The organism is Chryseobacterium sp. FW101-FHT12H09, from assembly GCF_058790395.1.
Map to the genome: position 1 here is coordinate 351,596 of NZ_JBYTCP010000003.1, position 23,749 is coordinate 375,344.

At 33.0% G+C, this 23,749-nt stretch carries 21 protein-coding genes and 1 tRNA gene; 13 read left to right on the forward strand and 9 right to left on the reverse strand.

Annotation, left to right across the window (positions count from 1 at the left end; genetic code table 11):
• Positions 1-4: 4 nt before the first annotated feature.
• Positions 5-77, reverse strand: a tRNA-Met gene (locus tag AC3WRL_RS12315).
• 101 nt (positions 78-178) lie between these two features.
• On the opposite strand from AC3WRL_RS12315, the gene AC3WRL_RS12320 reads away from it, so the two are divergent.
• The 8 genes from AC3WRL_RS12320 (at position 179) to AC3WRL_RS12355 (ending at position 6,816) form a co-directional block, all read left to right on the forward strand.
• Positions 179-790 (forward strand): L-threonylcarbamoyladenylate synthase, encoded by a 612-nt coding sequence (locus tag AC3WRL_RS12320; protein ID WP_214831330.1) that lies wholly within the window; start codon positions 179-181, stop codon positions 788-790.
• A 21-nt stretch (positions 791-811) separates the two neighbouring features.
• Positions 812-1,513, forward strand: a complete 702-nt coding sequence (locus AC3WRL_RS12325) for a CPBP family intramembrane glutamic endopeptidase (RefSeq protein ID WP_492330392.1) — start codon at positions 812-814, stop codon at positions 1,511-1,513.
• Positions 1,514-1,517: 4 nt separating this feature from the next.
• The gene (gene yaaA / locus AC3WRL_RS12330) at positions 1,518-2,276 is read left to right on the forward strand and encodes a peroxide stress protein YaaA (protein WP_214831332.1); all 759 of its coding nucleotides are present in this window, start codon (positions 1,518-1,520) and stop codon (positions 2,274-2,276) included.
• Positions 2,277-3,125 (forward strand): peptide chain release factor N(5)-glutamine methyltransferase, encoded by an 849-nt coding sequence (prmC, locus tag AC3WRL_RS12335; protein ID WP_492330393.1) that lies wholly within the window; start codon positions 2,277-2,279, stop codon positions 3,123-3,125.
• A gap of 50 nt (positions 3,126-3,175) precedes the next feature.
• Entirely contained in the window at positions 3,176-3,562 is a 387-nt protein-coding gene (locus AC3WRL_RS12340) for a 5-carboxymethyl-2-hydroxymuconate Delta-isomerase (protein WP_492330394.1), read from the forward strand.
• A 183-nt stretch (positions 3,563-3,745) separates the two neighbouring features.
• On the forward strand, positions 3,746-4,105 hold the full coding sequence (locus tag AC3WRL_RS12345) for a DUF4180 domain-containing protein (protein WP_261512483.1): 360 nt from the start codon (positions 3,746-3,748) through the stop codon (positions 4,103-4,105).
• A gap of 568 nt (positions 4,106-4,673) precedes the next feature.
• A complete protein-coding gene (locus AC3WRL_RS12350; RefSeq protein WP_492330395.1) occupies positions 4,674-5,252 on the forward strand; it encodes a phage tail-like protein in 579 nt (192 codons plus the stop codon).
• Between the two features lie 7 nt (positions 5,253-5,259).
• Positions 5,260-6,816 (forward strand): hypothetical protein, encoded by a 1,557-nt coding sequence (locus AC3WRL_RS12355; RefSeq protein WP_492330396.1) that lies wholly within the window; start codon positions 5,260-5,262, stop codon positions 6,814-6,816.
• Positions 6,817-6,918: 102 nt separating this feature from the next.
• On the opposite strand, the gene AC3WRL_RS12360 is transcribed toward AC3WRL_RS12355, so the two are convergent.
• The 7 genes from AC3WRL_RS12360 to AC3WRL_RS12390 all read right to left on the reverse strand — a co-directional run bounded on the left by AC3WRL_RS12360 (position 6,919) and on the right by AC3WRL_RS12390 (position 15,649).
• Positions 6,919-7,890: an NAD-dependent epimerase/dehydratase family protein gene (locus AC3WRL_RS12360; protein WP_261512487.1), complete on the reverse strand. Its 972-nt coding sequence runs from the start codon at positions 7,888-7,890 to the stop codon at positions 6,919-6,921.
• Positions 7,887-8,672: an SDR family NAD(P)-dependent oxidoreductase gene (locus AC3WRL_RS12365; RefSeq protein WP_492330397.1), complete on the reverse strand. Its 786-nt coding sequence runs from the start codon at positions 8,670-8,672 to the stop codon at positions 7,887-7,889. The genes AC3WRL_RS12360 and AC3WRL_RS12365 overlap by 4 nt, the downstream gene beginning before the upstream one ends.
• 145 nt (positions 8,673-8,817) lie before the next feature.
• Positions 8,818-9,918: a helix-turn-helix domain-containing protein gene (locus tag AC3WRL_RS12370; protein WP_492330398.1), complete on the reverse strand. Its 1,101-nt coding sequence runs from the start codon at positions 9,916-9,918 to the stop codon at positions 8,818-8,820.
• Between the two features lie 32 nt (positions 9,919-9,950).
• Complete coding sequence (locus AC3WRL_RS12375; RefSeq protein WP_492330399.1) at positions 9,951-10,604, reverse strand: rhomboid family intramembrane serine protease; 654 nt, start codon at positions 10,602-10,604, stop codon at positions 9,951-9,953.
• 14 nt (positions 10,605-10,618) lie between these two features.
• Positions 10,619-13,201: a DNA gyrase/topoisomerase IV subunit A gene (locus AC3WRL_RS12380; RefSeq protein ID WP_492330400.1), complete on the reverse strand. Its 2,583-nt coding sequence runs from the start codon at positions 13,199-13,201 to the stop codon at positions 10,619-10,621.
• Positions 13,202-13,209: 8 nt separating this feature from the next.
• Positions 13,210-13,686, reverse strand: a complete 477-nt coding sequence (locus tag AC3WRL_RS12385; RefSeq protein WP_214831346.1) for a hypothetical protein — start codon at positions 13,684-13,686, stop codon at positions 13,210-13,212.
• A 79-nt stretch (positions 13,687-13,765) separates the two neighbouring features.
• A complete protein-coding gene (locus AC3WRL_RS12390; protein ID WP_214831348.1) occupies positions 13,766-15,649 on the reverse strand; it encodes a DNA topoisomerase IV subunit B in 1,884 nt (627 codons plus the stop codon).
• Positions 15,650-15,791: 142 nt separating this feature from the next.
• Between AC3WRL_RS12390 and AC3WRL_RS12395 the strand changes: the two genes are divergently transcribed.
• From AC3WRL_RS12395 to AC3WRL_RS12415, 5 genes are all read left to right on the forward strand, one after another.
• Positions 15,792-18,719: a sensor histidine kinase gene (locus tag AC3WRL_RS12395; protein ID WP_492330401.1), complete on the forward strand. Its 2,928-nt coding sequence runs from the start codon at positions 15,792-15,794 to the stop codon at positions 18,717-18,719.
• Positions 18,688-19,416 (forward strand): LytR/AlgR family response regulator transcription factor, encoded by a 729-nt coding sequence (locus AC3WRL_RS12400; RefSeq protein ID WP_214831350.1) that lies wholly within the window; start codon positions 18,688-18,690, stop codon positions 19,414-19,416. Before AC3WRL_RS12395 ends, AC3WRL_RS12400 begins: the two co-directional genes overlap by 32 nt.
• A gap of 347 nt (positions 19,417-19,763) precedes the next feature.
• Positions 19,764-20,990 (forward strand): T9SS type A sorting domain-containing protein, encoded by a 1,227-nt coding sequence (locus tag AC3WRL_RS12405; protein WP_214831354.1) that lies wholly within the window; start codon positions 19,764-19,766, stop codon positions 20,988-20,990.
• A 110-nt stretch (positions 20,991-21,100) separates the two neighbouring features.
• The gene (locus AC3WRL_RS12410; RefSeq protein WP_492330402.1) at positions 21,101-22,249 is read left to right on the forward strand and encodes a methionine aminotransferase; all 1,149 of its coding nucleotides are present in this window, start codon (positions 21,101-21,103) and stop codon (positions 22,247-22,249) included.
• Positions 22,250-22,269: 20 nt separating this feature from the next.
• Positions 22,270-22,899 (forward strand): DoxX family membrane protein, encoded by a 630-nt coding sequence (locus tag AC3WRL_RS12415; RefSeq protein ID WP_492330403.1) that lies wholly within the window; start codon positions 22,270-22,272, stop codon positions 22,897-22,899.
• A gap of 81 nt (positions 22,900-22,980) precedes the next feature.
• Here AC3WRL_RS12415 and AC3WRL_RS12420 read toward each other — a convergent pair whose 3' ends face one another.
• Positions 22,981-23,745: an SDR family NAD(P)-dependent oxidoreductase gene (locus AC3WRL_RS12420; protein WP_492330404.1), complete on the reverse strand. Its 765-nt coding sequence runs from the start codon at positions 23,743-23,745 to the stop codon at positions 22,981-22,983.
• Positions 23,746-23,749 lie beyond the last annotated feature (4 nt).

The window sequence follows — 23,749 nt, forward strand, 5'->3', positions numbered from 1 at the left end:
TTAGTAGCGGGAACCGGACTCGAACCGATGACCTTCGGGTTATGAGCCCGACGAGCTACCTACTGCTCCATCCCGCGATATTGGATTGCAAATGTACGACTATTTTTTTAAATTCCTAATTTTTCTTTTAAATAAAGGAGTTTTATGAAAACTATTCATTTATTTGTATCTTTGTTTTATGGCAAAAATATTAAAAATTTATCCTGATAATCCTCAGGAAAATCTTATTAATGAGGTCATTAAAACCTTAAATAACGGTGGATTAATTATTTATCCTTCAGATACTATTTATGCATTAGGCTGTAATATTTTTGATATCAAAGCCATGGAAAAACTGGCTCAATTAAAGAAAATGAAGCTTGATAAAGCACAATTTTCGATCATTTGTAATGATCTGAGTCATCTTTCTGATTTTACAAGACCTATTGACACTTCTGTTTTCAGATTTTTAAAAAGTCATCTCCCGGGACCTTTTACATTTATTTTAGATGCCAATAAAAGTGTACCTCTGGCCTATAAGGGACATAAAACCATCGGTATTCGTGTTCCTGACCATCCTATTCCACAACTTATTGTTGAAAAGTTAGGCCACCCAATTGCTTCCACCTCTATCAGAGATGAAGATGAAGTAATTGAATACTCTACAGATCCTGAATTAATTGCTGAAAAATACGACCATTTAGTAGACATTGTCATCGATTCCGGTTATGGTGATAATGTAGCATCTACGATCGTTGACCTTACTTCCGGAGAGCCTGAAGTGATAAGACAAGGAAAAGGAATGATCTAATTGGTGATATTGCTTACTAAAATGAGTCTTAATGGAAAATATTCTTTAGGAATAATCCTTGCTTTTACGCTTCTTGCATTGGCAATGCTTTATTCAATCCCTTTGATAAATGTGATCACAGATTCTAAAAGCATTAATACCCATGTTTTTTTCTACAGTAGGATTGTTCTTTGGATGATTATGTCATTAATTTTTTGTTATAATGCCGTAATAGAAAAAGAGCCCTTCTTTCTTTGGAGAGAGAAAAGATATTCTTTATTCTTTTATATTGGAGCAGTTGTCTGTCTTTATTTTATCTGTGCGGTCGGAGGAGCATTTATTAATGCTGTCATTATGACTTTACACCGGGAACAAATCAGTAATAAGCTTATTCAATTGCAATCTTTGTTTAAGGGTAATTATTTTCTCATCATTTCCATTTGCCTAACAGCAGGTGTTGTAGAAGAATTGCTAATGAGAGGCTACATTCAACCTAGAGTAGAGAAAATATACCATAGCCCGATTTTAGGAGTCTTGGCGTCAGCTGTTTTATTTGGCATTCTCCATAGCACGTATGGAACGATAGGCCAAGTTGTAATTCCATTTTTTATTGGAGTAGTTTTTGCTATATTTTACAAATTATATTCGAATATTAAAATCCTTATTATCTGTCATTTTATGTATGATTTTATCTCTTTGATGATCATGAATTTTATTGATATTAAACACTTATCTTCTTTTTAACATTATGAAAATTATTACATCACCTGCCAAATTAATGAATGTAGAAAACTCAACTGATTTGCTGAGATCTACTACTCCCAAGTTCATTGAAGATGCAGAATTTATACAATCTTTTTTAAAGCATAAATCCCCCAAATACCTTTCCGAATTAATGGAGATCTCTCCTAAACTGGCGGATGAAAACTGGGAAAGAAATCAAAAATGGAAATCAAATCCAAAACCAAAAGAGTCTGCTCCTGCAATGTTTGCTTTTACAGGTGAGGTCTATAGAGGTCTTGATGCAAAAACTTTGGATAAAAAAGCTATAGATTATCTGCAAAAACACTACAGAATGCTTTCCGGATTATATGGTTTACTAAAACCTTCGGATAAAGTAATGCTGTACAGACTGGAAATGGGTCGTCATTTTGAATTTGATCACTATAAAAATCTCTATGAGTTTTGGCGTGAAAAAATTACTGAGCAATTAAATTCGGAGATGAAAAAGAATGAAATTTTACTTCACCTAGCCAGTAACGAATATGGAAAGGTAATTGACAGAAAGAAACTGAATCATAAGGTAATTGATTTCGATTTCTATGAGTTAAAAGAAGGAAAATTAAAAACCATTGTTGTCTATACTAAACATGCAAGAGGTCTGGTTGTGAGATTCTGTGCCGAAACTAATGCAAAAACACTTAATGATGTAAAAGCTTTCAATTATGACGGCTACAGAATAGATGAAGATAAGTCAACTGATACAAAATTGGTTTTTACAAGATAAATGACAATATCAGAATTCAAGATATATTTTAAGACCGAACTTCAGGATCTGTATACAGAGTCGGAAAGCACATTTCTGTATTCTATTTTCGTTGAAAAAATTATAGGTTTTGACTCATTTCAGCAAAGAAGGTTTTCACATCAGGAGTTATTGGTTGATGATGAAAAAAGACTTCAGCGAATTATTTTAGAATTAAAAACCAATAAGCCCTATCAGCATATTTTAGGAGAAACTGAATTTTACGGAATGAGATTTTTTGTAGATGAAAATGTTTTAATACCACGTCCTGAAACTGAAGAATTACTGGAAATAGCTATTGATAAAATTCAACGTTTAATACATAATACTCAGGATTTAAAAATTCTCGATATTGGAACAGGAAGTGGAGTTATTCCTTTAGTTTTAAAGAAGTATTTTCCTGAAGCTAACGTTTCATCCATTGATTTTTCTGAAAAAGCTTTAGAAACAGCAAAAAAGAATTCTGCTTTTCATCAACTTGATATTAATTTTATCCACGGTGATTATTTGAATTTTGAACTTACTGAAAATTATGATATTATAATTTCAAATCCACCTTATATTGGAATGGAAGAGGAAATTGAAATTGTAGATTCTGTGAAAGAGTTTGAGCCTAAAATGGCGCTCTTCTCTCCTACTTCCGATGCTTTGATCTTCTATCGGAAGATCGCAGAAGACTCAAAAAAACACTTGAATGAAAATGGAATGTTATTTTTAGAAATCAATCAAAAGCTTGGTCCTGAGACATTGGAACTTTATTCCTTTTTTTCAGAAGCTCAACTGGTTAAGGATCTGTCTGCGAATGACCGGTTTATTATTGGAAGAAAATAATACAATCAGAATTTTTTAGTTCCGTATCTTTAATTAAAATTCCGAACGTTATGCCACACTTTATTATAGATTGTTCAGAAGAGGTTTTAAATATAAAATCTCCCCATGAAATAATGGATGCCGTATACGAAGTAGCCGAAGCGTCGGGGCTTTTTGCCAAAAATGATATTAAAGTTAGAATTACACCTTTCAAATATTATAAACTTGGTGATGAAAAGAATAATTTCATTCATATTTTCGGAAATATTATGGAGGGAAGAAGTATTGAGCAGAAAGCTAATCTATCAAAACAGATCATTAAGCGATTTAATCAGATGTTTCCTGAAATTCCCATCTTATCAATGAATATCACAGAGTTTGAAGCAGCAACATACTATAATAAATCACTGATTGATCCTGAAAATACTAATGGTGACAGACATTTCAATAATAAATAGTACATTTTCTGTTTCATATTTATCGTTTGAATTAATAGATCCATCAAATATTTCGTTAATTAATACTACAATTTATTAGTAACTTTCGTTCTTAATCATTGCCTTTAGCAACCAAGGAAATGCATTTCCTTTACAGCATTTTTAGATAATATGAAGTTATCGATATCAAACAATTAAGTCACTATGGAAATTAAAACTCATATCATTAATAACACAAAAATAGCAGAAATCGTTACTGATGAACTTATTATACAATCGGCTCAAGACAGTCTGGATCTCTTAGGAAATATTTACTATCAGGGGTTCGACAGATTAATCATTTATGAAAAAAATATGACACCGGATTTTTTTGATCTTAAAACAAAAATTGCAGGTGATATACTCCAAAAATTTTCTAATTACAGAATGCCGTTAGCCATTATTGGAGATTTTAAAAAATATGAAAGTAAAAGTATTAAAGATTTTATTTTTGAAAGTAACAAAACAAGACATATTAATTTTGTAGCTGTGCTTGAAGAAGCATTAGAAAATTTTTCAAAATAAATAATTTTTCTTTAGTTTAAAGGATCAATAAAGATTAATTTATTCAAATATTCCCATAAAATAATTTTATGGGTTTTTTATTTTTATTTTTCACTAAATGAAAGTATTTCAGAACGTTACTACTCCAGATATTAAAAATAATCTATTAAATAGGTAATATAAATAATAATTTAAATCATAAAATTATTTTAATTTAAAATTTAAACCAAATAAAAATTCACATCTGAAAGACAGGGGATTAAAGTAATTTATTCCTATATTTGCAACAAACACAAGAAGTATGAATTTTAGTTATTTACCAGCCGGACAATATTGATATCATCATATTAAGGCTTTTAACTCACATTTTTTTCACTCTTTTTTAACGGAATTTTACAGAATCTCTTCTTAGAAGTTCTTATAATTCCTACAGCAACTTTTGTATGGCGTAGATTAAATCATATTATGCAGTAAAACTAACTGTTGTAGATTTTTTCTGCCATTCAAAGCTATTTTATTAAAAGAAACTGATATATAAAACACAAATTATTTCATAGATCACAAACCTTAACAAAAAATAAATTACACTATGATGAAAAATCATTTCTTATCCTTCGCTTTTTTATTTATTGCTTTATTTTACCAAGCCCAGGTTGGGATTAACACACCTAATCCTGATAACAGTGCTGCTCTGGATATTTACAGTCAAAATCGAGGAGTGTTAATTCCCAGACTCACGACTGCTCAAAGAAATGCCATTGCAAGTCCGGCCAATTCACTGCTAATTTATGATACTGACAAAAAATGTTTAAGCCAGAATATCGGTACCCCTACAAGTCCGGATTGGTTATGTATCAGTGGTAATGCTGTTAAAATGTTTTACATGCCAAGTGTTTCCTTTGATACTTCCAAAAATGCCAATGCTCAAACAAAGGATTTATATACATTATACAAGAATCAATTTGGGTCTCCGAAAGCAAAAAGTACTAGTGCACCAGCATCTATTCCCTTTTTCCCGTCTAATAAAGACCTTTACTATTATGTAACTGATGCCGATTCCAATGTATTTAGTAACATCTCCATCTCGGACACAGGTGTCATGACGTATGATGTAAGAGCAGCAGCAACAGATTGCTCTTTTATTAATATTGTTTTTGTAGTAAAATAATTGAGTTATGATGAAAAATATCTCAATTTCAGTATACAATAAGCTTTTATTTATTTCTCTATTGTTCATTTTTTCTCAAAATATCAGAGCTCAAAACGAACAAGGAACAGGTTATCCGTATTTCGTGAGCTTTACCCAAGGATTACAACCTCAGGAAGCTTATAAAGTAACGACAAGTGGTGTTCAAAATGATGCAACTTTTACTACCGATGGCTTACGCCTGACCAGAAGCGTGAATAATATCTCTGGTGGAGTTATATTGGCCGACAGAATATTTAAAAGTGATCAAGGAATAAAATTTGAATTTGAATATGTAATCTATGGTGGAGGCTCCAATGGAGGAGATGGTATCTCTATATTTTTAATCGATGGATCAATTCCTAAAGAACAGCTCAATATTGGGTCTTACGGAGGTGGATTAGGGTATAGTCATGTTATGAGAACTTCGAGATGGGGAGGAAATTTAGAAGGGCTGAGAGGGGCTTATTTGGGAATTGGTCTGGATGAATTTGGAAATTTTAAAAGCAGATTTCTTCAGGGTGACAGAACAAGGAATGGGCTTACCGATGTATCAATAGCCGGATGGCGCAGTAATATAACTTTGAGAGGTAAACGAGGAAATCAATATTTATCATCTTCTGAACCTGCCGGATACAATGGGTATCCGTTACTCTACAGTACGGCGACCAATGTGGCTGCTTCAAGTAATAACCGGTCAGTCTATCTGGATGTTCAAACCGGCAAGCATGTAGGTATTAAAAATCCAAACTTTAGCCAGTTCAATATAGAAAGTGGTGGAAACTCAATTCCACAAAGTGATACGGACGTAAGATTCCGTAAAGCATATGTAACGTTAGTCCCTAATCCTTCAGGTGGTTATAATATTACCTTAGAAATTCAACATGGTAATGTTAAAGAGAAAATCGTTGACAATTATTATTATCCAACGTCTTTAAAATATACGGAGAATGCCATGCAAAATAATCAGGTAAGAACATTGGATACTTCTCCTCCTGCTACTTTCAGAATTGGATTTGCAGCCTCAACAGGTGCTGCTAAAAATATACATTTATTAAAAAATTTGGGCGTAAGTAAACCTCATGCAGCTGAAGTAACAGATGATTTATTTGAAGGATGTCCTAAAATAAAATCGATATACTCGCCATTATTAAATGACGCCGCTTATTCTAAAAAAAATGAACAAAATCCTCCCACGGCTTCTTATGATAACATTGATTTCAACTCGTTCCGGTTTTTGGACATTAATGGTAATGTCATTCCAAATATTGTGGGTGGAGTTTACACTAACAATGAAGGCACCTGGACCTATTATCCCTCTACGGGAAAACTTTCTTTCAAACCAGCTGACGGGTTTACCGGAGTTGCTCAGATAAGATATGATATTAAAGGTGGAGGCAGAGACGGAACTGAGATTCCTTATAATCAGGAAGACTACAGATCAATGCCTGGATTGATACAAGTCAACATCTCAAATTCTAACAACTGCAGTAAATCCTGCGTTATTTCGAATAAAAATGTAACTCAAAAAATAAAAACCGAGTAAGAATTAACAAGAAACACATCATCCTAAAGCCGATTCTTTAGGATGATTTTTATTAAAGAGCAATTGTATCAATTCAGATTGACTTTAGCTCAACCCTAAAAATCAATCTATTTTCATTAGCCTAAAATATTCGATAGCATCTTGTAGCGCTTTGCCTACAAGCTGATAATGAATCCTCAATTCTTCTATTGATTTCCGATTGGAATAGTAATTATGAACCTGCAGAGCTTTCATATTGGAAGTACAGAGGTTCGTTTTTATATTCATTTTTCTCAATCCATCTCCTATATAGCCTAGAATACTCAGAATTGTATCAGGAATTGGGATCATAACTGTTTTCTGATTGGTAATATGGTTTACTTTTTTAAAAAAATCTTTATATTTTAGGTTTTCATTGGCTAAAAGGTATTTTTCACCGCTTTTTCCTCGTTCCATAGCTTTTACAACTCCATAGGCTACATCTTTTGCATGAACAAAATTTTTTCCGCCTTTAGGGTAAAAAATTACTTTCTTCTTCCAGGCCCAAAAGATGATTTTTCCAGAACTGGGCTTATGATCATATGCCCCTATCATAAAAGTAGGATTAAGAATAATGACATTTGTACTTTCAGTATGTTGCAACAAATAATCCTCTGCCTCCAGCTTGCTTTGAGCATACATCGATTTTGTAAAAGGATAACGTTGAGGGTTCTTTTCATCTCCAGGGGTTTTCTCGCTTCCATACCCCAGAGTATTAGCTGAACTAATAAAGACAAATCTTTTTACACCACAAGCTTGTGCCTGTGTAAACAAATTTACTACTCCATCATAATTCACCCTCTTATAATCTTTGTAATGAATAAGATTCTGACGGGTTTCTGCGGCAATATGGATAAAGCTGTCTATTTCCGGAAGAAATGAAGAAATATCAGAAAATAAATCCCCTTCAACAAGCTTCAGGTTCTCGTTCTTTTCACCCAAATAGCTGCTTTTCTTGCGCACCAAAGCAATAACAAAATAACCATCTTTTAATAATTTTATAACAACATTAGTTCCTAGAAGTCCTGTAATTCCGGTCACAAAAACTTTTTTCATGCTTCTATTTCTTTTTTAATTGCATTTGTCATCAACGGTAATTTGATCCAGATAGGCAAAATTTTCATAACAAGCCAGCTTATTGGATTTACCATGATCACAGAATCCCTTTTGAATAATTGATTAACACAACGTGCAGCTACTTTATTGGGATCTAATAAAGTTAATTTCCCTAAAAAACCCTGTTTTTCAATTCTCTTGCAAACATCTATATTTGTTTTCATCGCTCCCGGGTTTACAACACTTACAAAAACGTTGGTGTCTTTCAGCTCCTCATGCAAACCTCTTGAAAATGAATGAATAAATGTTTTGGAAGCAGGATACACCGTTTTAAAACCAATAGGTGAAAATGCGGCCATACTGGAAACATTTAAAATATAAGCCTTAGGCTGTTTCAATAAATTAGGTAACAGTTGATGGGTCATCATCGATGTAGCCATAACATTAACCTGTAGAATGGTATTGATGTAATCGGGTGTAGCATCCACAAATTTTTGTGTTCCTCCTAATCCTGCGTTATTGATCAGAATATGAATATTAAAAGATTTGTTTAGCTCTTCTGTAAGATTCAATACATTTTCATTCGAAGAAAGATCAATCTCATAGTAATGTGTTTTTACTTCATAGCTGTCAGCAATTCTTTCACTAAGCTCCTTTACGTTCTGATTGGGTAGGCTAATAAGAATGACATTAATCTTCTTCATAGCAAGATGTTCGACGAAGGCTTTACCTAATCCCAGGCTTGCTCCTGTTACTACAGCGAATGATTCTTTGGTATCCATAACAAAAAATTATGGTACAAATGTATCTTCATCAAGCACTTTTTCTGTTCCAGATTATATGCATGAACACATTTTGAACAAATATATAAACAATTAAAAATCAATCAATTAAAAACAATGGAAGTTAAAATTTATAAACCTGAACTTATTTTTTGAACTCTGAAGGGGTCTTATCTGTGAATTTTTTGAAAGTAGTGTTAAAAGATGTCTTGGAATTGAATCCTGACTCGTACGCAATTCCCAAAATGGAAAGCTTGTTTGCGCTGTTATTTTTTAAAAGCTTTTTAGCGTGGTCAATTCTGTATTCATTGACAAACTGGAAAAAGTTCTTTTGAAATCCTGTATTGATCACATAAGATAAATGATGCGTAGAAACAGAAAGCTGCTCGGACAGTTTAATTAGATTAAGTTCACTATCGAGATAAAGCTTTTCTTTTTCCATTATCTTTTCAAGCTCTGTTTTGATTCTTAATAATTCATCATCAGAAATTAACTTCCGTTTTACCTCTTCGTTTTCATCTTCAGTATTAATTGATATAAGCTCTTCACGCTGTTTCTCTTCAACCGGATAAATTTCCTTTTGTTTTAAAGAATAAAAGGCTACAAAATAAACAACCAGTAAGAACGCTATATTAATGAAAGCATTCAGCGATGTTGAATTGTAGGAAAGGTTATAAATAACATATATAATATTGATGATAAAAATAATGAGAATGATATACTCCAGCCAATTGAGATTAATCCCTTCTGTATTTGAGGAAAACTGCTGAATCCGTTTTTGATGTTTTCTGATGGTAACATAGGAAAGACCTGTATAGAACAGTGCCTGAAATAAGATCAGCCCTATAAATACATATCCAAACAATCTTTGGTCCTCAAAACTTCCAAACCGCTGTAACAATAAATTAGCAAGGAAGATAATGGGGAGGATGGCATATTTTACATCCGAAATCTTAAATTTAAAGGAGGGATTAGAAAAAAATAAGACACTGAAATAAAACATAATGGGTGTCAGAAACTGGATAAACTGAACAATGAGAATTGAATGAAATTCTACCTCAGATCCTTTAACTAATGAGCAAATTTCATCCAGCCAAAAAGTTGACCACAAAAAAAGAAATATCCCAAACCAACGGTTGGCTTTAGTGTTAACTTTAAGTGGATTGGTTAGTTTTAATAGAGAAAGCAAAACCAATGAACCATATATAAGTATAACGATAAAACGATTTAACTCAATTGTGTTCATTGGTTTTGATATTTTATATAAAGATAACTTTTTTATCCTATTCTTTTCCTTATAAAAATTTCATAACTCAGATAAAGTAAAGGAACTGCCATAATACCTATGTATAAAACATTTTCCATTGCTCTTGCCGGTTGATTAATAACCGCATATACCAGACCAAAAAAAGCCCCTCCCAGATGGGCTGCATGTCCTATATTATCATGCTGTCGGGGATTCAACATCATGTAAACCGAATAACTGAAATAAATAAGTCCGAAAATATACCCCGGGATACCAATAGGAATAAAAAATATATATATTTTAAGATCAGGAATAAGTGCAATTCCCGCAAACAATATTCCAGAAACTCCACCGCTGGCTCCAATTGCTGAATACCAAGGTTGTTTTTGATAGATAAACAATGAAAACATATTCCCTAGCAGAATAGATCCAAAATACACTAGTATAAAACCAATATTTCCAAAACCCTCCATTACGATAGGTCCAAAGAAATACAGCGTCATCATATTAAATAATAAGTGCATAATGTCTGCATGAAGAAATCCTGCAGATAGTAAACGAATATATTCCTTTTTATTTTGAATCGCTCCTACATTGAACTTGTATTTTTCGAAAATACTAGTGTTATTAAAAGCAATAAAGCTGATGACACTGGTAGCTATAATAACTAATATTAAGATGTTCATAATTAATTTAATGTTTAATTTTCACTATCATCACTCTCAAACAGGTCTCCGATGATACCTCCATCTTCATCAATCCCTTCTGTAGGTTCCGGTTCTTCATATACTTCCGGCTCCTCTTCTTCAATTTCCGGTATAGCAACATTGATCGCTTTTACCTTAAACTTGGTGAATTGATTTCCTATCGCTTTTATACCCTTCACCATTATAAATTCGTCGATATTCACTGTTTCAGGATCACGTTCTTTTCCTTTTTCCTTAGCAAAAACAATTTCCGCCGTAGATCCATTTGCCACAATCACATTTTCAACAAATGACTTGCTATGTTCCGATGGCATGAAATTCTGTGGATTGGTATTATTTTCCAATAAAAATCTCTTAATGAAATACATATCCTTTTCACCATCGTAATAAATACAGGTTACAGGTTGTTGTGGTCGCCACTTCTCTAAAATCAGATACTCATCATCAAAGCGGTTTCCAAGGTCAAAACTTACTAATTTCGCTTCACCATTAGAATTGATCGTTAAGATTTTATCATCCCCTTTAAAGCTTCCTAATAAAGTTCCTCTTCCATCAGCATTCAATCTTCTTACCGTGTCATCAAACCAGATCCTTCTTGGAGCCAGCGTAGAAATACCCTCTTCCTTAAGATCTACCTTTTTAACTGAATATTTGGTTACCAGATTTCCTTTAGAATCACGTCCTTTAATCGCTAATTCAGAGAAATCGATATCCATTTTATTTTTTCTGATTCTTGGATTCGGTTTCAAAAGGACTGTAACTGTTTCTGCCTCTCCATTTGGATTTGCAGAAAAGTAAAGCATCTCCGAACCTTTTTTATCTGAAGCCAATGGATAATCGGTATTTCTCGTTACTCCTGTTACAGAGAAACGTTTCATATAATATGGCCCTTCTTTACCTTCACGATAGATCATATTATAAACCGTCCTTTTATCATTTTTCTTCCAGATCGCAACGTGTAAAAGGTCTTTCCCTATAAATGTTTTAGCCTCTACTTTAACGATCTTCATGCTTCCGTCTTTTCTGAAGGTAATGATATCATCAATATCCGAACAGTCGAACAAATATTCATCCTTTCTTAATGATGTTCCAATAAACCCTTCTTCACGGTTGACATAGAATTTTTCATTAGCCACAGCCACTTTAGTCGCATCAATAGTATCAAAAATCCTAAGTTCTGTTCTTCTCTGTCTGTCTTTACCGTATTTTTTCTGAATATTTAAATAATATTCAATTGCATAAGCAATAAGATTGGCTAAATTATGCTTTACCAACTCTATCTTACCCTCAAGAGCTGCAATGTTTTCTTTAAATTTATCTAAATCAAATCTTGAAATTCTCTTGATCCTGATCTCAGTTAATTTTAAAATATCTTCTTCAGTTACCGCTCTTAAAAGATGTTTTGTATGAGGTTTTAAACCTATATCAATCGTTTTTATAACATCTTCCCAGGTTTCTACTTCTTCAATATCGTGATAGATCCTATTTTCAATAAAGATCCTTTCCAGTGAAGAAAAATGCCAGCTTTCCTGCAATTCATGAAGCTCGATCTCCAGTTCCTTTTTTAATAACGAAACCGTATGTTCCGTATTCATTCTTAAAATTTCGGAAACATTCAGGAACATTGGTTTATCTCCTACAATTACACATGCATTGGGAGAAATTGTAACCTGACAGTCTGTAAAAGCATATAAAGCATCAATTGTTTTATCTGGCGATACATCATTATGCAAATGGATCAGAATTTCTACTGTATCTGAAGTATTATCTTCAATTTTTTTGATCTTGATCTTTCCTTTTTCATTGGCTTTTAAGATAGAATCTATCAGGTCGCTTGTCGTTTTAGAAAAAGGAAGTTCAGAAATAACTAACGTATGTTTATCTGTCTGTATTATTCTGGCTCTTGTTCTTACTTTTCCACCTCTATGTCCATCATTATATTCCGAAACATCCAAATATCCTGCTGTCAGGAAATCTGGAAACAACTCGAACTTTTTACCTTTAAGATGAGCAACAGAAGCATTGATCAGTTCATTAAAGTTATGTGGAAGTATTTTGGTCGACAGTCCTACCCCGATACCTTCTACCCCTTGTGTCAAAAGCAAAGGAAATTTTACCGGCAAATCAATGGGTTCATTATTTCTGCCATCATATGATTTAGACCATTCTGTGGTTTTAGGATTGAAAACAACTTCAAGAGCAAAAGGGGTTAATCTTGCTTCAATATATCTGGCAGCAGCTGCAGAATCTCCAGTAAAAACGTTACCCCAGTTTCCCTGGGTATCTATCAGAAGTTCTTTCTGCCCGATCTGTACCATTGCATCTGTAATTGATGCATCACCATGTGGGTGATATTTCATGGTATTCCCTACAATATTAGCTACCTTATTATAACGTCCGTCTTCCAGCTCCCGCATGGAATGCATAATCCTTCTTTGAACCGGCTTTAATCCATCATAAACTGATGGAATTGCTCTATCTAAAATCACGTAAGAAGCATAGTCCAGAAACCAGTCTTTATAAAGTCCGGAAACTTTCTTTAAGCTCTCACCTTCATGCGAATTTTCTTCTGTCATTATTTGTTTTAACGTTTTTTCTCGTTATTAGCTTTTACTACTTTATTTAAAGAAAATTTTAAATCGTTTACTTCTTTTGTCGTTAAATAAGAAATTTCATACTTCAACATTGTTGAACCTGTATTCTTACTTGAAATGGTGACATATAGTCTTTTTATAAAAAGTAGATTTACTATTTCATATTTTATTAATTTATACTTTGGAAACTCATCACTCAACGGTTTACTCAAAAATGGAAGGATATTCCGGTTCTTGAAATTGAGAGCTTCTCCATCGCTATCGTATTCAAAGATCTGTCTTCCTGTAAGGTAGAAAGCACATAGCATCATCAATGGGATAATGATTAATAAATAGCTTTCTGATCCTAAAATTTCAAATCTATATTCTTCTAAAAAGAAGGCTACAATTCCGCCCATTAACATCATTATTAATAGCGTATTAATAAAGTTATAACCCGGCGCCTTATTGCGGTTACTTAATCTCATTAGTATTTGTGTTTTCGTTAAAGTCTGTTTCTTTTTAGGTTATCTTAATTTTGGTTAGAAAGTTTTTGGAGGGATCATTTTAACTTTCTACTTCGTTTATAATTTCTCTGCTATCAATATCGCCATCTTCTACCACTAGATTTTCAAGAATAAAAACCTGTCTGTCCGGTGTATTTTTACCCATATAAAATTCTAAAAGCTGTTCAATGGTCTGATCTTTTCCAACGACTACAGGTTCAAGACGAATATCTTTGCCTATAAAGTGTTTAAATTCATCAGGTGAAATCTCTCCCAATCCTTTAAATCGGGTAATTTCCGGGTTCTTTCCTAATTCATTTAAGGCTTTTACCCGCTCCATTTCACTGTAGCAATATCTTGTCTCTTTTTTATTTCTGACCCTGAATAATGGGGTTTGAAGAATATAAAGATGTCCATTCTTAATCAAGTCGGGGAAAAACTGTAAAAAGAATGTAATCATTAAAAGACGGATATGCATCCCATCAACATCGGCATCGGTTGCAATGATAACATGATTATATCTTAAGTCTTCAAGACTCTCTTCAATATTTAAAGCAGCTTGTAATAAATTAAATTCTTCATTTTCATACACTACTTTTTTTGTTAAGCCATAACAGTTCAATGGTTTCCCTTTTAATGAAAAAACGGCTTGGGTTTCAACATCTCTTGATTTAGTAATTGATCCGGATGCTGAATCTCCCTCAGTAATGAAGATCTGTGTATCTCCTTTTCTTTCTGCTTTTTGATCATTATAGTGTTGTCTGCAATCACGAAGCTTTTTATTGTGAAGCGATACTTTTTTGGCTCTTTCTCTGGCCAGTTTCTGAATTCCTGAAAGTTCTTTTCTTTCTCTTTCTGAAATTAAAATTTTCCGTTGAATTGCCTCTGCAATCTCAGGGTTTCTATGCAGGAAGTTATCAAGTTTACTTTTTAAAAAATCAATAATAAACGTTCTTACTGTCGGACCATTCGGTCCCATATCATTGGAACCTAATTTAGTTTTTGTCTGAGATTCAAAAACAGGTTCTTCTACATTAATGGAAATTGCTGCAATAATAGACTTTCTAATATCTGATGCATCGAAATTTTTATTAAAAAACTCACGTATTGTTTTTACATATGCCTCACGGAAAGCATTAAGATGGGTACCACCCTGAGTCGTATTCTGACCGTTTACGAATGAAAAATAAGTTTCAGTCTGTGATCTGTCCGAATGGGTAATAGCGAGTTCAATATCCTCCTCCATTAAATGAACGATCGGATAAAGAATTTCGCCTTCCAATTCTTCTTCCAATAAATCTTTAAGACCATTTTCTGAATAATAGGTTTCCCCGTTAAAGATAATTTTAAGTCCCGGATTCAGATACGCATAGTTTCTGAGCATTCTTTCGATATACTCTTTTCTGTATTTGAAATGAAGAAATATCTCTCCATCTGGAACAAACGAAATTTCAGTACCATTTCGATCTGAAGTATCCTTTTCATCATGATTTTCCGAAATAATTCCTCGTGAAAATTCTGCTATCTTCATCTTTCCTTCACGAAAAGACCTTACTTTAAAATATTCAGAAAGTGCATTTACTGCTTTGGTACCAACACCATTTAAACCAACAGATTTTTTGAAAGCTTTGCTATCGTATTTACCTCCGGTATTCATTTTGGACACTGCATCTACTACTTTTCCTAATGGAATCCCACGTCCAAAATCACGGACAGTTACCTTACCGTCATCTACTTTTATTTCAATTCTCTTACCTGATTTCATTCTGAACTCATCAATAGAGTTGTCGAGAATTTCTTTAAGCAAAATGTAAATACCATCATCAGCAGAAGAACCATCTCCGAGCTTTCCGATATACATACCGGGGCGCAAACGAATATGTTCCTGCCAATCGAGGGTTCTGATATTATCTTCAGAATAGATTGGATTTATTTCTTGTGACATAAGTTATTTCAGCAAACATACAAAAGTACGAAAATGATCAAAATTATCCGAATTTTTCTAATTCATTTTTTAATAATATTATCTAATATGTATTGCATTATTGTCAAGCAAATTTTATATTTACGCCATTATTCAATATTAAGTGAAAAACCTATGTGATTTCTCTATATTTTTATTAATACTATTCTTTCCTTTTATCTCTTTTAGCCAGATCCCGGGATTGGTAAATTATAGTGAAGAGGATGGACTGAATAGTTCCACTACCTATACGATCAATCAGGATAACAAGGGCTTTATCTGGATTGGTAGTGACAATGGACTGTTCAGATTTGACGGAAGGGAATTCAAGCAGTTCAGTAAAAAAAACGGACTTAAGAACATTGATGTTTTGGGGTGTAACCCTCTGTCTAACGGAGAAAATTTCATTATGCCTTATTTAACTGATTTCGCTTATCTAAAAGATGGAAAAGTTATCAACTCAGATTACAATAAAGAGCTTAAAAAGCTTACTCATATATCATCAAGTTATAGCAGTGGAGATTCACTTTTCACATACAATTATAACAATCCCAAAGAAATTTTTCTATACAGACATGGAAAGGTAAAAGCGATTCCACTATTTATAGATAAGGGTCTGCCATTAATGGACAAATATTTTGCATTCTCTTACGACACTGCCAATCACTTACTTTATGTAACTAACGATCGTGATAAGATAGTCGCTTATAACATTCTCACCAAAAAGAAAACACTTTGTAGTGTTTCAATGCCTAAAATGACTATCTATAGAAGGGGGGATTATTTTGTTGCAAACCTTAATAATAAGGTGGAAATTTATAAGAGAAGTAATAAATATTATTTAAAAAAAATTCAGTCTTTTTCTATTCGTGAAAAGATTCATCAACTTGTTATAGACAAGAATTACAGACTTTGGCTTTGTCTGGATAAAGGGGGTGTCATTTATTATAAACAGACGTTGCAGGAGGGGAATCTTTCCCATCCTTTAAAGCTTATGGATGACTTTGTCATGAATCATATTATGATAGACCGGGATAATAACGTTTGGTTTTCAACAAAAAATAACGGCATTTATTTTATTACAGAAAAGTTTTTCAATAATTACATTCATTTGCCTGTAAAAAATAACTCATCTTTCATAACGGCTATAGGAAAAAATGGCAAAAATATTGTTTTAGGATATAATGAAGCAAAAAGTGGTATTTTAAAATCCAATACTATAAAGGATCTTGTCCTTGAAAAAAACAGAAAAACCGAAACTAAAAGTATATTTTCAAAAGGAAATATGATTATTTTCGGATTTAATCTAAGTGTTATTCAATACAATACGCTTACCCACAAAATAAATCATCTGGGAGATTACAGTTTAAAGAGTATTTTGCCTTACACTGATGATTCTGTACTTATTTGTTCTTCTGAAAGCCTTACAGTTTATAATTTTACTACTCATCGTAAATTTAAGTTGCTTAATGAAAGGACTTACAACGCCTTATCCTACGACAAAGACAGTATTTTTGTAGGTGACTTTAAAGATTTATATAAGCTGAATGTTAAAACAAAAAAGAAGATCTTATTTCTGGAAGGGTATTATTTCACAGACATTAAAAAGCTCAAATCCAACATATATGTAGGATCTACCAACCTTAATGGCATTGTGTTTTTCAACAATAAAAAAATTATACGAAGAATAACTGAAAAAAACGGCTTATCTACTGATCAGATAAAAAAGATCGAAGTTGAAAACGAAAATATTTTCTGGGCCAGTACCAATTCAGGATTAAGCAGGGTTGAAATAAAAGGAGCCCATATTAAGATCAACAATTTCACCCAGACAGACGGACTCCCATCTAATGTAGTCGCTGGATGCGTAATAAGAGACGACACTATTTTTGCAGGAACATCAAAAGGTTTAGCCATTCTCCCTATTAACAACCTGCTGGCACAACCAAAATTTATCAATAAGAAAGTAATCGTTAATTCTGTTACGATTGGAGATCGGGAAATATTTAATCTCAATCGTAAAATTATAGGTCAGACCCCAGAAAATACGGTGACTTTTGACGTAAGTTTTCTCGATTATACTTCTCAGGGAAAGGTAAGCTACAAATATAAAGTTGAGGGTCTGAATGATGAGTGGCAAATCAGTAATTCATCTAAAATTACATTCAATGCCCTTCCACCGGGAAAATATACTTTTAAAGTTTTCGGACTGGGTTATAATGGAAAGCAGTCTTACTCTTCTACCGATCTTAGTTTTGAAATTAATCCCAAATTCTGGCAGACCTGGTGGTTTAAACTTTTAGTGATCATCATTATCGGTTCCTCAATTTTTTCATTAATCACATTATACTTTCAAAGGAAACGAAACAAAAAACTGGAAACACTGTATTATGAAAAGAAAATTGCCGAGCTTGAGCTACAGGCTATTAAGGCACAAATAAATCCCCATTTCATTTACAACTGTCTTAATTCCATTCAGTTTTTATTATATAAAAAAGATTATGTTGAGACAGAAAATTATTTAGATATTTTCTCTCAAATGATCAGAAAAACACTGCATTATTCAGAAAAAACTTTTATGCCGATTAAAGAAGAAACCGAGTATCTTTCACTTTATTTACATATGGAAAAACTCCGGCTAAAAGAGCAGTTTGATTATAAGATAATAGTTTCCAATACCGTAAATGAAAATTGGATCATTCCTTCCCTTTTGATTCAGCCTTTTGTTGAGAATGCTATAAAGCATGGAATCTCCAGTTTAAAAGACAGAAAAGGATTTATTCATATCCTATTTGACTATGTTGATTCATTACTTTGCATTACAATCGAAGACAATGGTATCGGAATAGGAAGCAAACCAGAATCTACTGCAAAGGCCAATTCTTTTGGTGTAAAATTATCTCAAAAAAGAATTGAAACATTCAGGCAGCTTTTTGAGACTAATATAACTTTAGAACTCAATGATCTTTTTGAAAAAGAGCAAAAATCAGGTACACAAATAAAACTATACATGACTCCTTATGAAAACGAAAGTACAAGTCTGCATCATTGATGACGAACAAGACGGAAGAGATTATATTTCTCTTTTGCTTAAGAATGAATTTCCGGATATTCAGATTTCATTTCAGGCTTCAAGCGTAGAAGAAGCATATATTAATCTTGTAAAGAATGCTCCGGACATACTGTTTTTAGATATTCAGTTAAAAGATGGGACGGCATTCGACCTGCTCTCAAAGTTTAGAGAAATCAATTCTCAGATCATTTTTATAACTGCTTTTGAGCATTTTGCAATTCAGGCTATAAAAAACGGTGCCACAGATTATCTCCTGAAACCGATAAAAAAGATGGATTTTATTATGGCTGTTAATAAGGCTTTAGAAATCAATAAAAAAAATAAAAGCTCCACAACAGCAATTAATCAAAATAAAATCAGCCTTCCTACTTTGCAGGGTTTTAAATTAACTAATATTACTGATATTGTACGTTGCGAAGCCGATTCCAGCTATACAACTTTTTATATGAGTGATAAGACGAAGATTATAGTATCTAAAACGCTGCATGAATTTGAAGAATTTCTAGCGGATTATAATTTTTTCAGAATACATCATAAACACCTTATTAATCTCAGTCATTTAAAAGAATATATAAAAGGAAAAGGTGGTCAGGTTATTATGACGGATAATTCTGTTTTGGATGTCTCTGTACGTAAGAAAAATGATTTTCTAAATAAAATTGAACATATGGAATAAATATAAGGGATGTCAGATTTTTTATAAATAGTATACTCATCTATTCCTGCTTACTAGCCATACTCTTTTTACTTTAGGTTAAATAGTTCTTTTAGAATACAGATCTCCCCATTAAATAATTTAGTGGGGAGATTTATATATCTAAAAATACTCAATTTCGTTCAAAAAGCACTCAATTAGTCACAATTAAGGGAAGTTACATTACACTTACTAATGAAATAAGAACACTTATTAAATCAATATATTATGATAATTAATATCGTTATACTTTTATCAGGAGCTCAATACACAAATTATTAATACTAAAGTTTTTCTTGGTTTTTGATTTATAAAATCAATATTATATAATGACAAGAATATATTTTTTTTTAATCTATCTATTACTCGGATCTCTTTTATTTAAAGCACAAAGTCCCTGTTCCGATTTCAACAGCACCACCAATCCCCAGGGAAATTGGAATACTGCTCCATATCCCAACGGAAATGTTCTTGCTTCAAGCGGCAGCCCTAATACATTTGACAATTCCCAATATCTCGCCTTAGAAGATCAGTCGGGGGGTTCATTTTTTATCAATACCACTGATTTTAAAAATTTAGGTCAACGCTTTTTGGGTCAATGCTTGTATTTTGATTTTTATCTCGAAAAAGACGGGAACTTTGGAGCTCCTATCCACCCTGCTATTCATATTATGGCAGGTGATAAGATCATAACATTTACTGCCAATATTACGGTAACTCCAAATAGCGGCTGGGTTCGCGTACGTGCTCCAATAGCTAATGCTACAGCCTCAGCCTTTCCAAGTAATGCAGAAGGAACATGGAGCATAGCAGGGGGAGTATGGACAGAATTCAATAATGTTATGAATAATTCTACCGCTGCAATGATCACTCCTGACTATACTTCCAATATTGGTGAGAGGGTATGGTACGATAATATCTGTATTAAATCATGCGATGGATGTTCTGCTGATTTTAAATTAGAGACTATATTTGGTAGCAACACCAATACAGCATCTGTAAAGTTAACGCTTAATAATCCAATTTTAGTATCTACACCATCCAGCCCTGGAAGCACCTATACAGTAACCTGGGGTGATGGAACATCATCGGCGTATACTTTATCAGCGTTAACACATACGTATGCCAATTCTGGTACTTACACCATATGCGTAACCGAAAAACAAGGAAAATTAACACTATGTACACGATGCTTTACTTTCTGTTATTCGAAAGCCAGCGTACCCTCAAAAGAAATTAATACAGCGAATACACCCCCTCAAATCGACATTAAAGCAATTGGCAAAGCAGAACTTGCCACAAATAATGACTACAAATTAGTTCCTAACCCAGCAAAAGCCTATGTAGATGTTCAAACAAATCTATCAGCGAGAGGCTCTGTTTCTGTGAGAATAATTGATATGTCCGGAAAAACAGTTTTGGAAAAATCCGAAACTTTAGAAAGCGGCCGTCAAAATATAAAACTAAATACTCAAAATCTTATTCAGGGAAGTTATATTGTTGAAATTAAAACCGACAATAAAACGAACTCTCAGAAATTACTTATTTCAAAATAAATCCTTTTGAAATCCAAAAACAGAGCTACCCTTTTGGGGTAGCTTTTTATAACTTCTTATTTTACTATTGAAAAAAATAAATTAAATTCGGTGTACATAAAATACCATCAATGATACAACTTCCTTTTTCCAAGCTTTCTGATATCGGAACTACAATTTTCAGCCAGATGACTCAATTGGCTAATGAAAACCAGGCAATCAATCTATCTCAAGGATTTCCTGATTTTATGCCTGACAATGAACTTCTGAACTATGTAGATGAATTTATAAAAAAAGGATTTAACCAATACGCTCCTTTAGGAGGTATTATGGGACTAAAAGAGGAAATTGTCCGAAAAATTGAAAACAGTCACCAGGCTATTTATCATCCTGATTCTGAAATTACAATTACCGCTGGCGGAACGCAGGCTATTTTTACCACCATTGCTACCTTTATTAAAAGAGATGATGAAGTAATTATTTTTGAACCCGCCTATGACTGCTACGAACCCACTGTAGAACTTTTTGGAGGAGTTGTAAAACGTTTTGAAATGAACGCTCCCGATTATGAAATTGATTGGAATGTGATGAGGCAGCTGATCAGTGAAAAAACAAAAATGATCATCCTAAATAATCCTAATAACCCTTCAGGAAAGATATTAAAAGAAAAAGATATTCAGGAACTCATCAGTATTGTAAAAAATACATCAATACTTATTTTGAGTGATGAAGTATATGAAAATATTGTATTTGATGGAAAGCAGCATTTAAGTATCTGCAAGTATCCTGAACTGAAAGAAAGAAGTCTCCTGGTCGCTTCATTTGGAAAACTTTTCCATGTTACGGGCTGGAAAGTAGGATATTGTGCTGCCCCGAAGGCATTAACGGATGAATTCAGAAAAGTACATCAGTTCAATGTTTTTTGTGTAAACACACCTATTCAGCTTGCGTTAGCAGAATACATGAAAAATGATGATCATTACAATTATCTGAACGAATTTTTTCAGGAAAAAAGAGATTTCCTAAGACAAGGACTGGCCAATACTTCATTTGAATTGCTTGATTGTGAAGGAACCTATTTTCAAGCATTGAAATATGATAAAATATCTGATAAAAATGATTTTGAATTTGCAAGTGAATTAACGATTACCCATAAAGTGGCTAGTGTTCCTTTCTCTTCTTTCTACAAAAATAAACTGAACGAAAATGTGATCAGATTATGCTTCGCTAAAAAAGAGGAAACTTTAGAAAAAGCAATCGAACATCTCATGAAAATTTAATCCAAACAAATAACCACCACATGAAAGCCCTCAATTTAAACAAAGCTAAAATATTTGATTATTTTATACTAGTCATAAGATTCTTATTGGCTTATACCTTTATTCGTTATGGGTATTCTAAATTAACAGATGGACAGTTTGGTTTAAATGAAAATGAGCTTTTACAGCCTATAAAAGATCTAAACCTAATGAAAGTGGGTTGGTACCTATTCAGTTTCCAACCTTTTTCTTACTTTATAGGTGTATCTCAAATATTATGTGCCATTTTCTTATTGTTTAACAGAACAGTTCTAATAGGTGCATTATTGTTTCTTCCTATTGCTGCTAATATTTTAATAATAGACCTAACAATTATGCCAAAGCAAATGGCAAATGCTTTTGCTTTTCGTCTTTCTTTTTATATCCTTTTAGATCTGCTTATTTTCTATCACTACAGAGAGAAAGTAATAAATGCTTTTAAATCCTTAACATCAGGAATTAAGTTTAAATTCAAGCATCATTTCTCATTATATCTTCTTCTTCCTCTTTTTGCTCTTTTTCTTGAGTTCTCTTCAGCAATACCTACTGCTATATTTATATTTTTGAAGGAGCCTCAGAAAAGCTGGAACTATATAACAAGTATCGTAAATGTATTATTGAAAAATATTTAAAAGCAGTAGAAAAATCCACTGCTTTTTTTATTCTATTCTATTTCTAAAAGTTCTTACTGAATGTTCTTATTATATTTCTTATTACAATGCCATTCCTCCGGAAACTTCAATTCTCTGTCCGGTTATCCAACCTGCATCATCGGTACATAAGAAGGCTACCACTCCACCAACATCTTCAGGAAGTCCTGCTCTGCCCAGAGCGGTAATATTTGAAACCAATGTGTTAACTTCTTTATTATCTCTGGTTCTGCCACCACCAAAATCCGTTTCTATAGCTCCAGGAGCAACAACGTTCGCTTTGATCTTTTTAGGACCTAATTCTTTTGCCATATACTTTGTAAGCATTTCTACCCCAGCTTTCATTGATCCATATACTGAAGATCCTGGTAAAGCCACTCTGGCAAGTCCTGAAGAAATATTGATAATTCCTCCACCTTCATTTATAAAAGGTAAAAACTTCTGACTAAGGAAAAACACACCTTTAAAATGGATGTCAACAATATCGTCCAACTGTTCTTCTGTAGTTTCTGAAATGGGTGAATACAAAGCTGTGCCTGCATTATTGATAAGATAATCAATGTTTGTACTTCCCATATTCTCCTGTAAATGATTAGTCACATTTTGTACAAAAGCATCAAAACTTTTTATATCTTTCGTATCCAGCTGATAAGCAACAGCTTTTCTTCCTAATGCTTTGATCTCACTAACGACTGTATCAGCTTCCTCTTTACTGGTTTTATAAGTTATAATAACATCAAGCCCTTTTTCAGCAATTCTAAGCGCTGAGTTCCTTCCTATTCCACGACTTCCGCCGGTTACTAATGCGATTTTTGTTTTTGGATTCATTTTT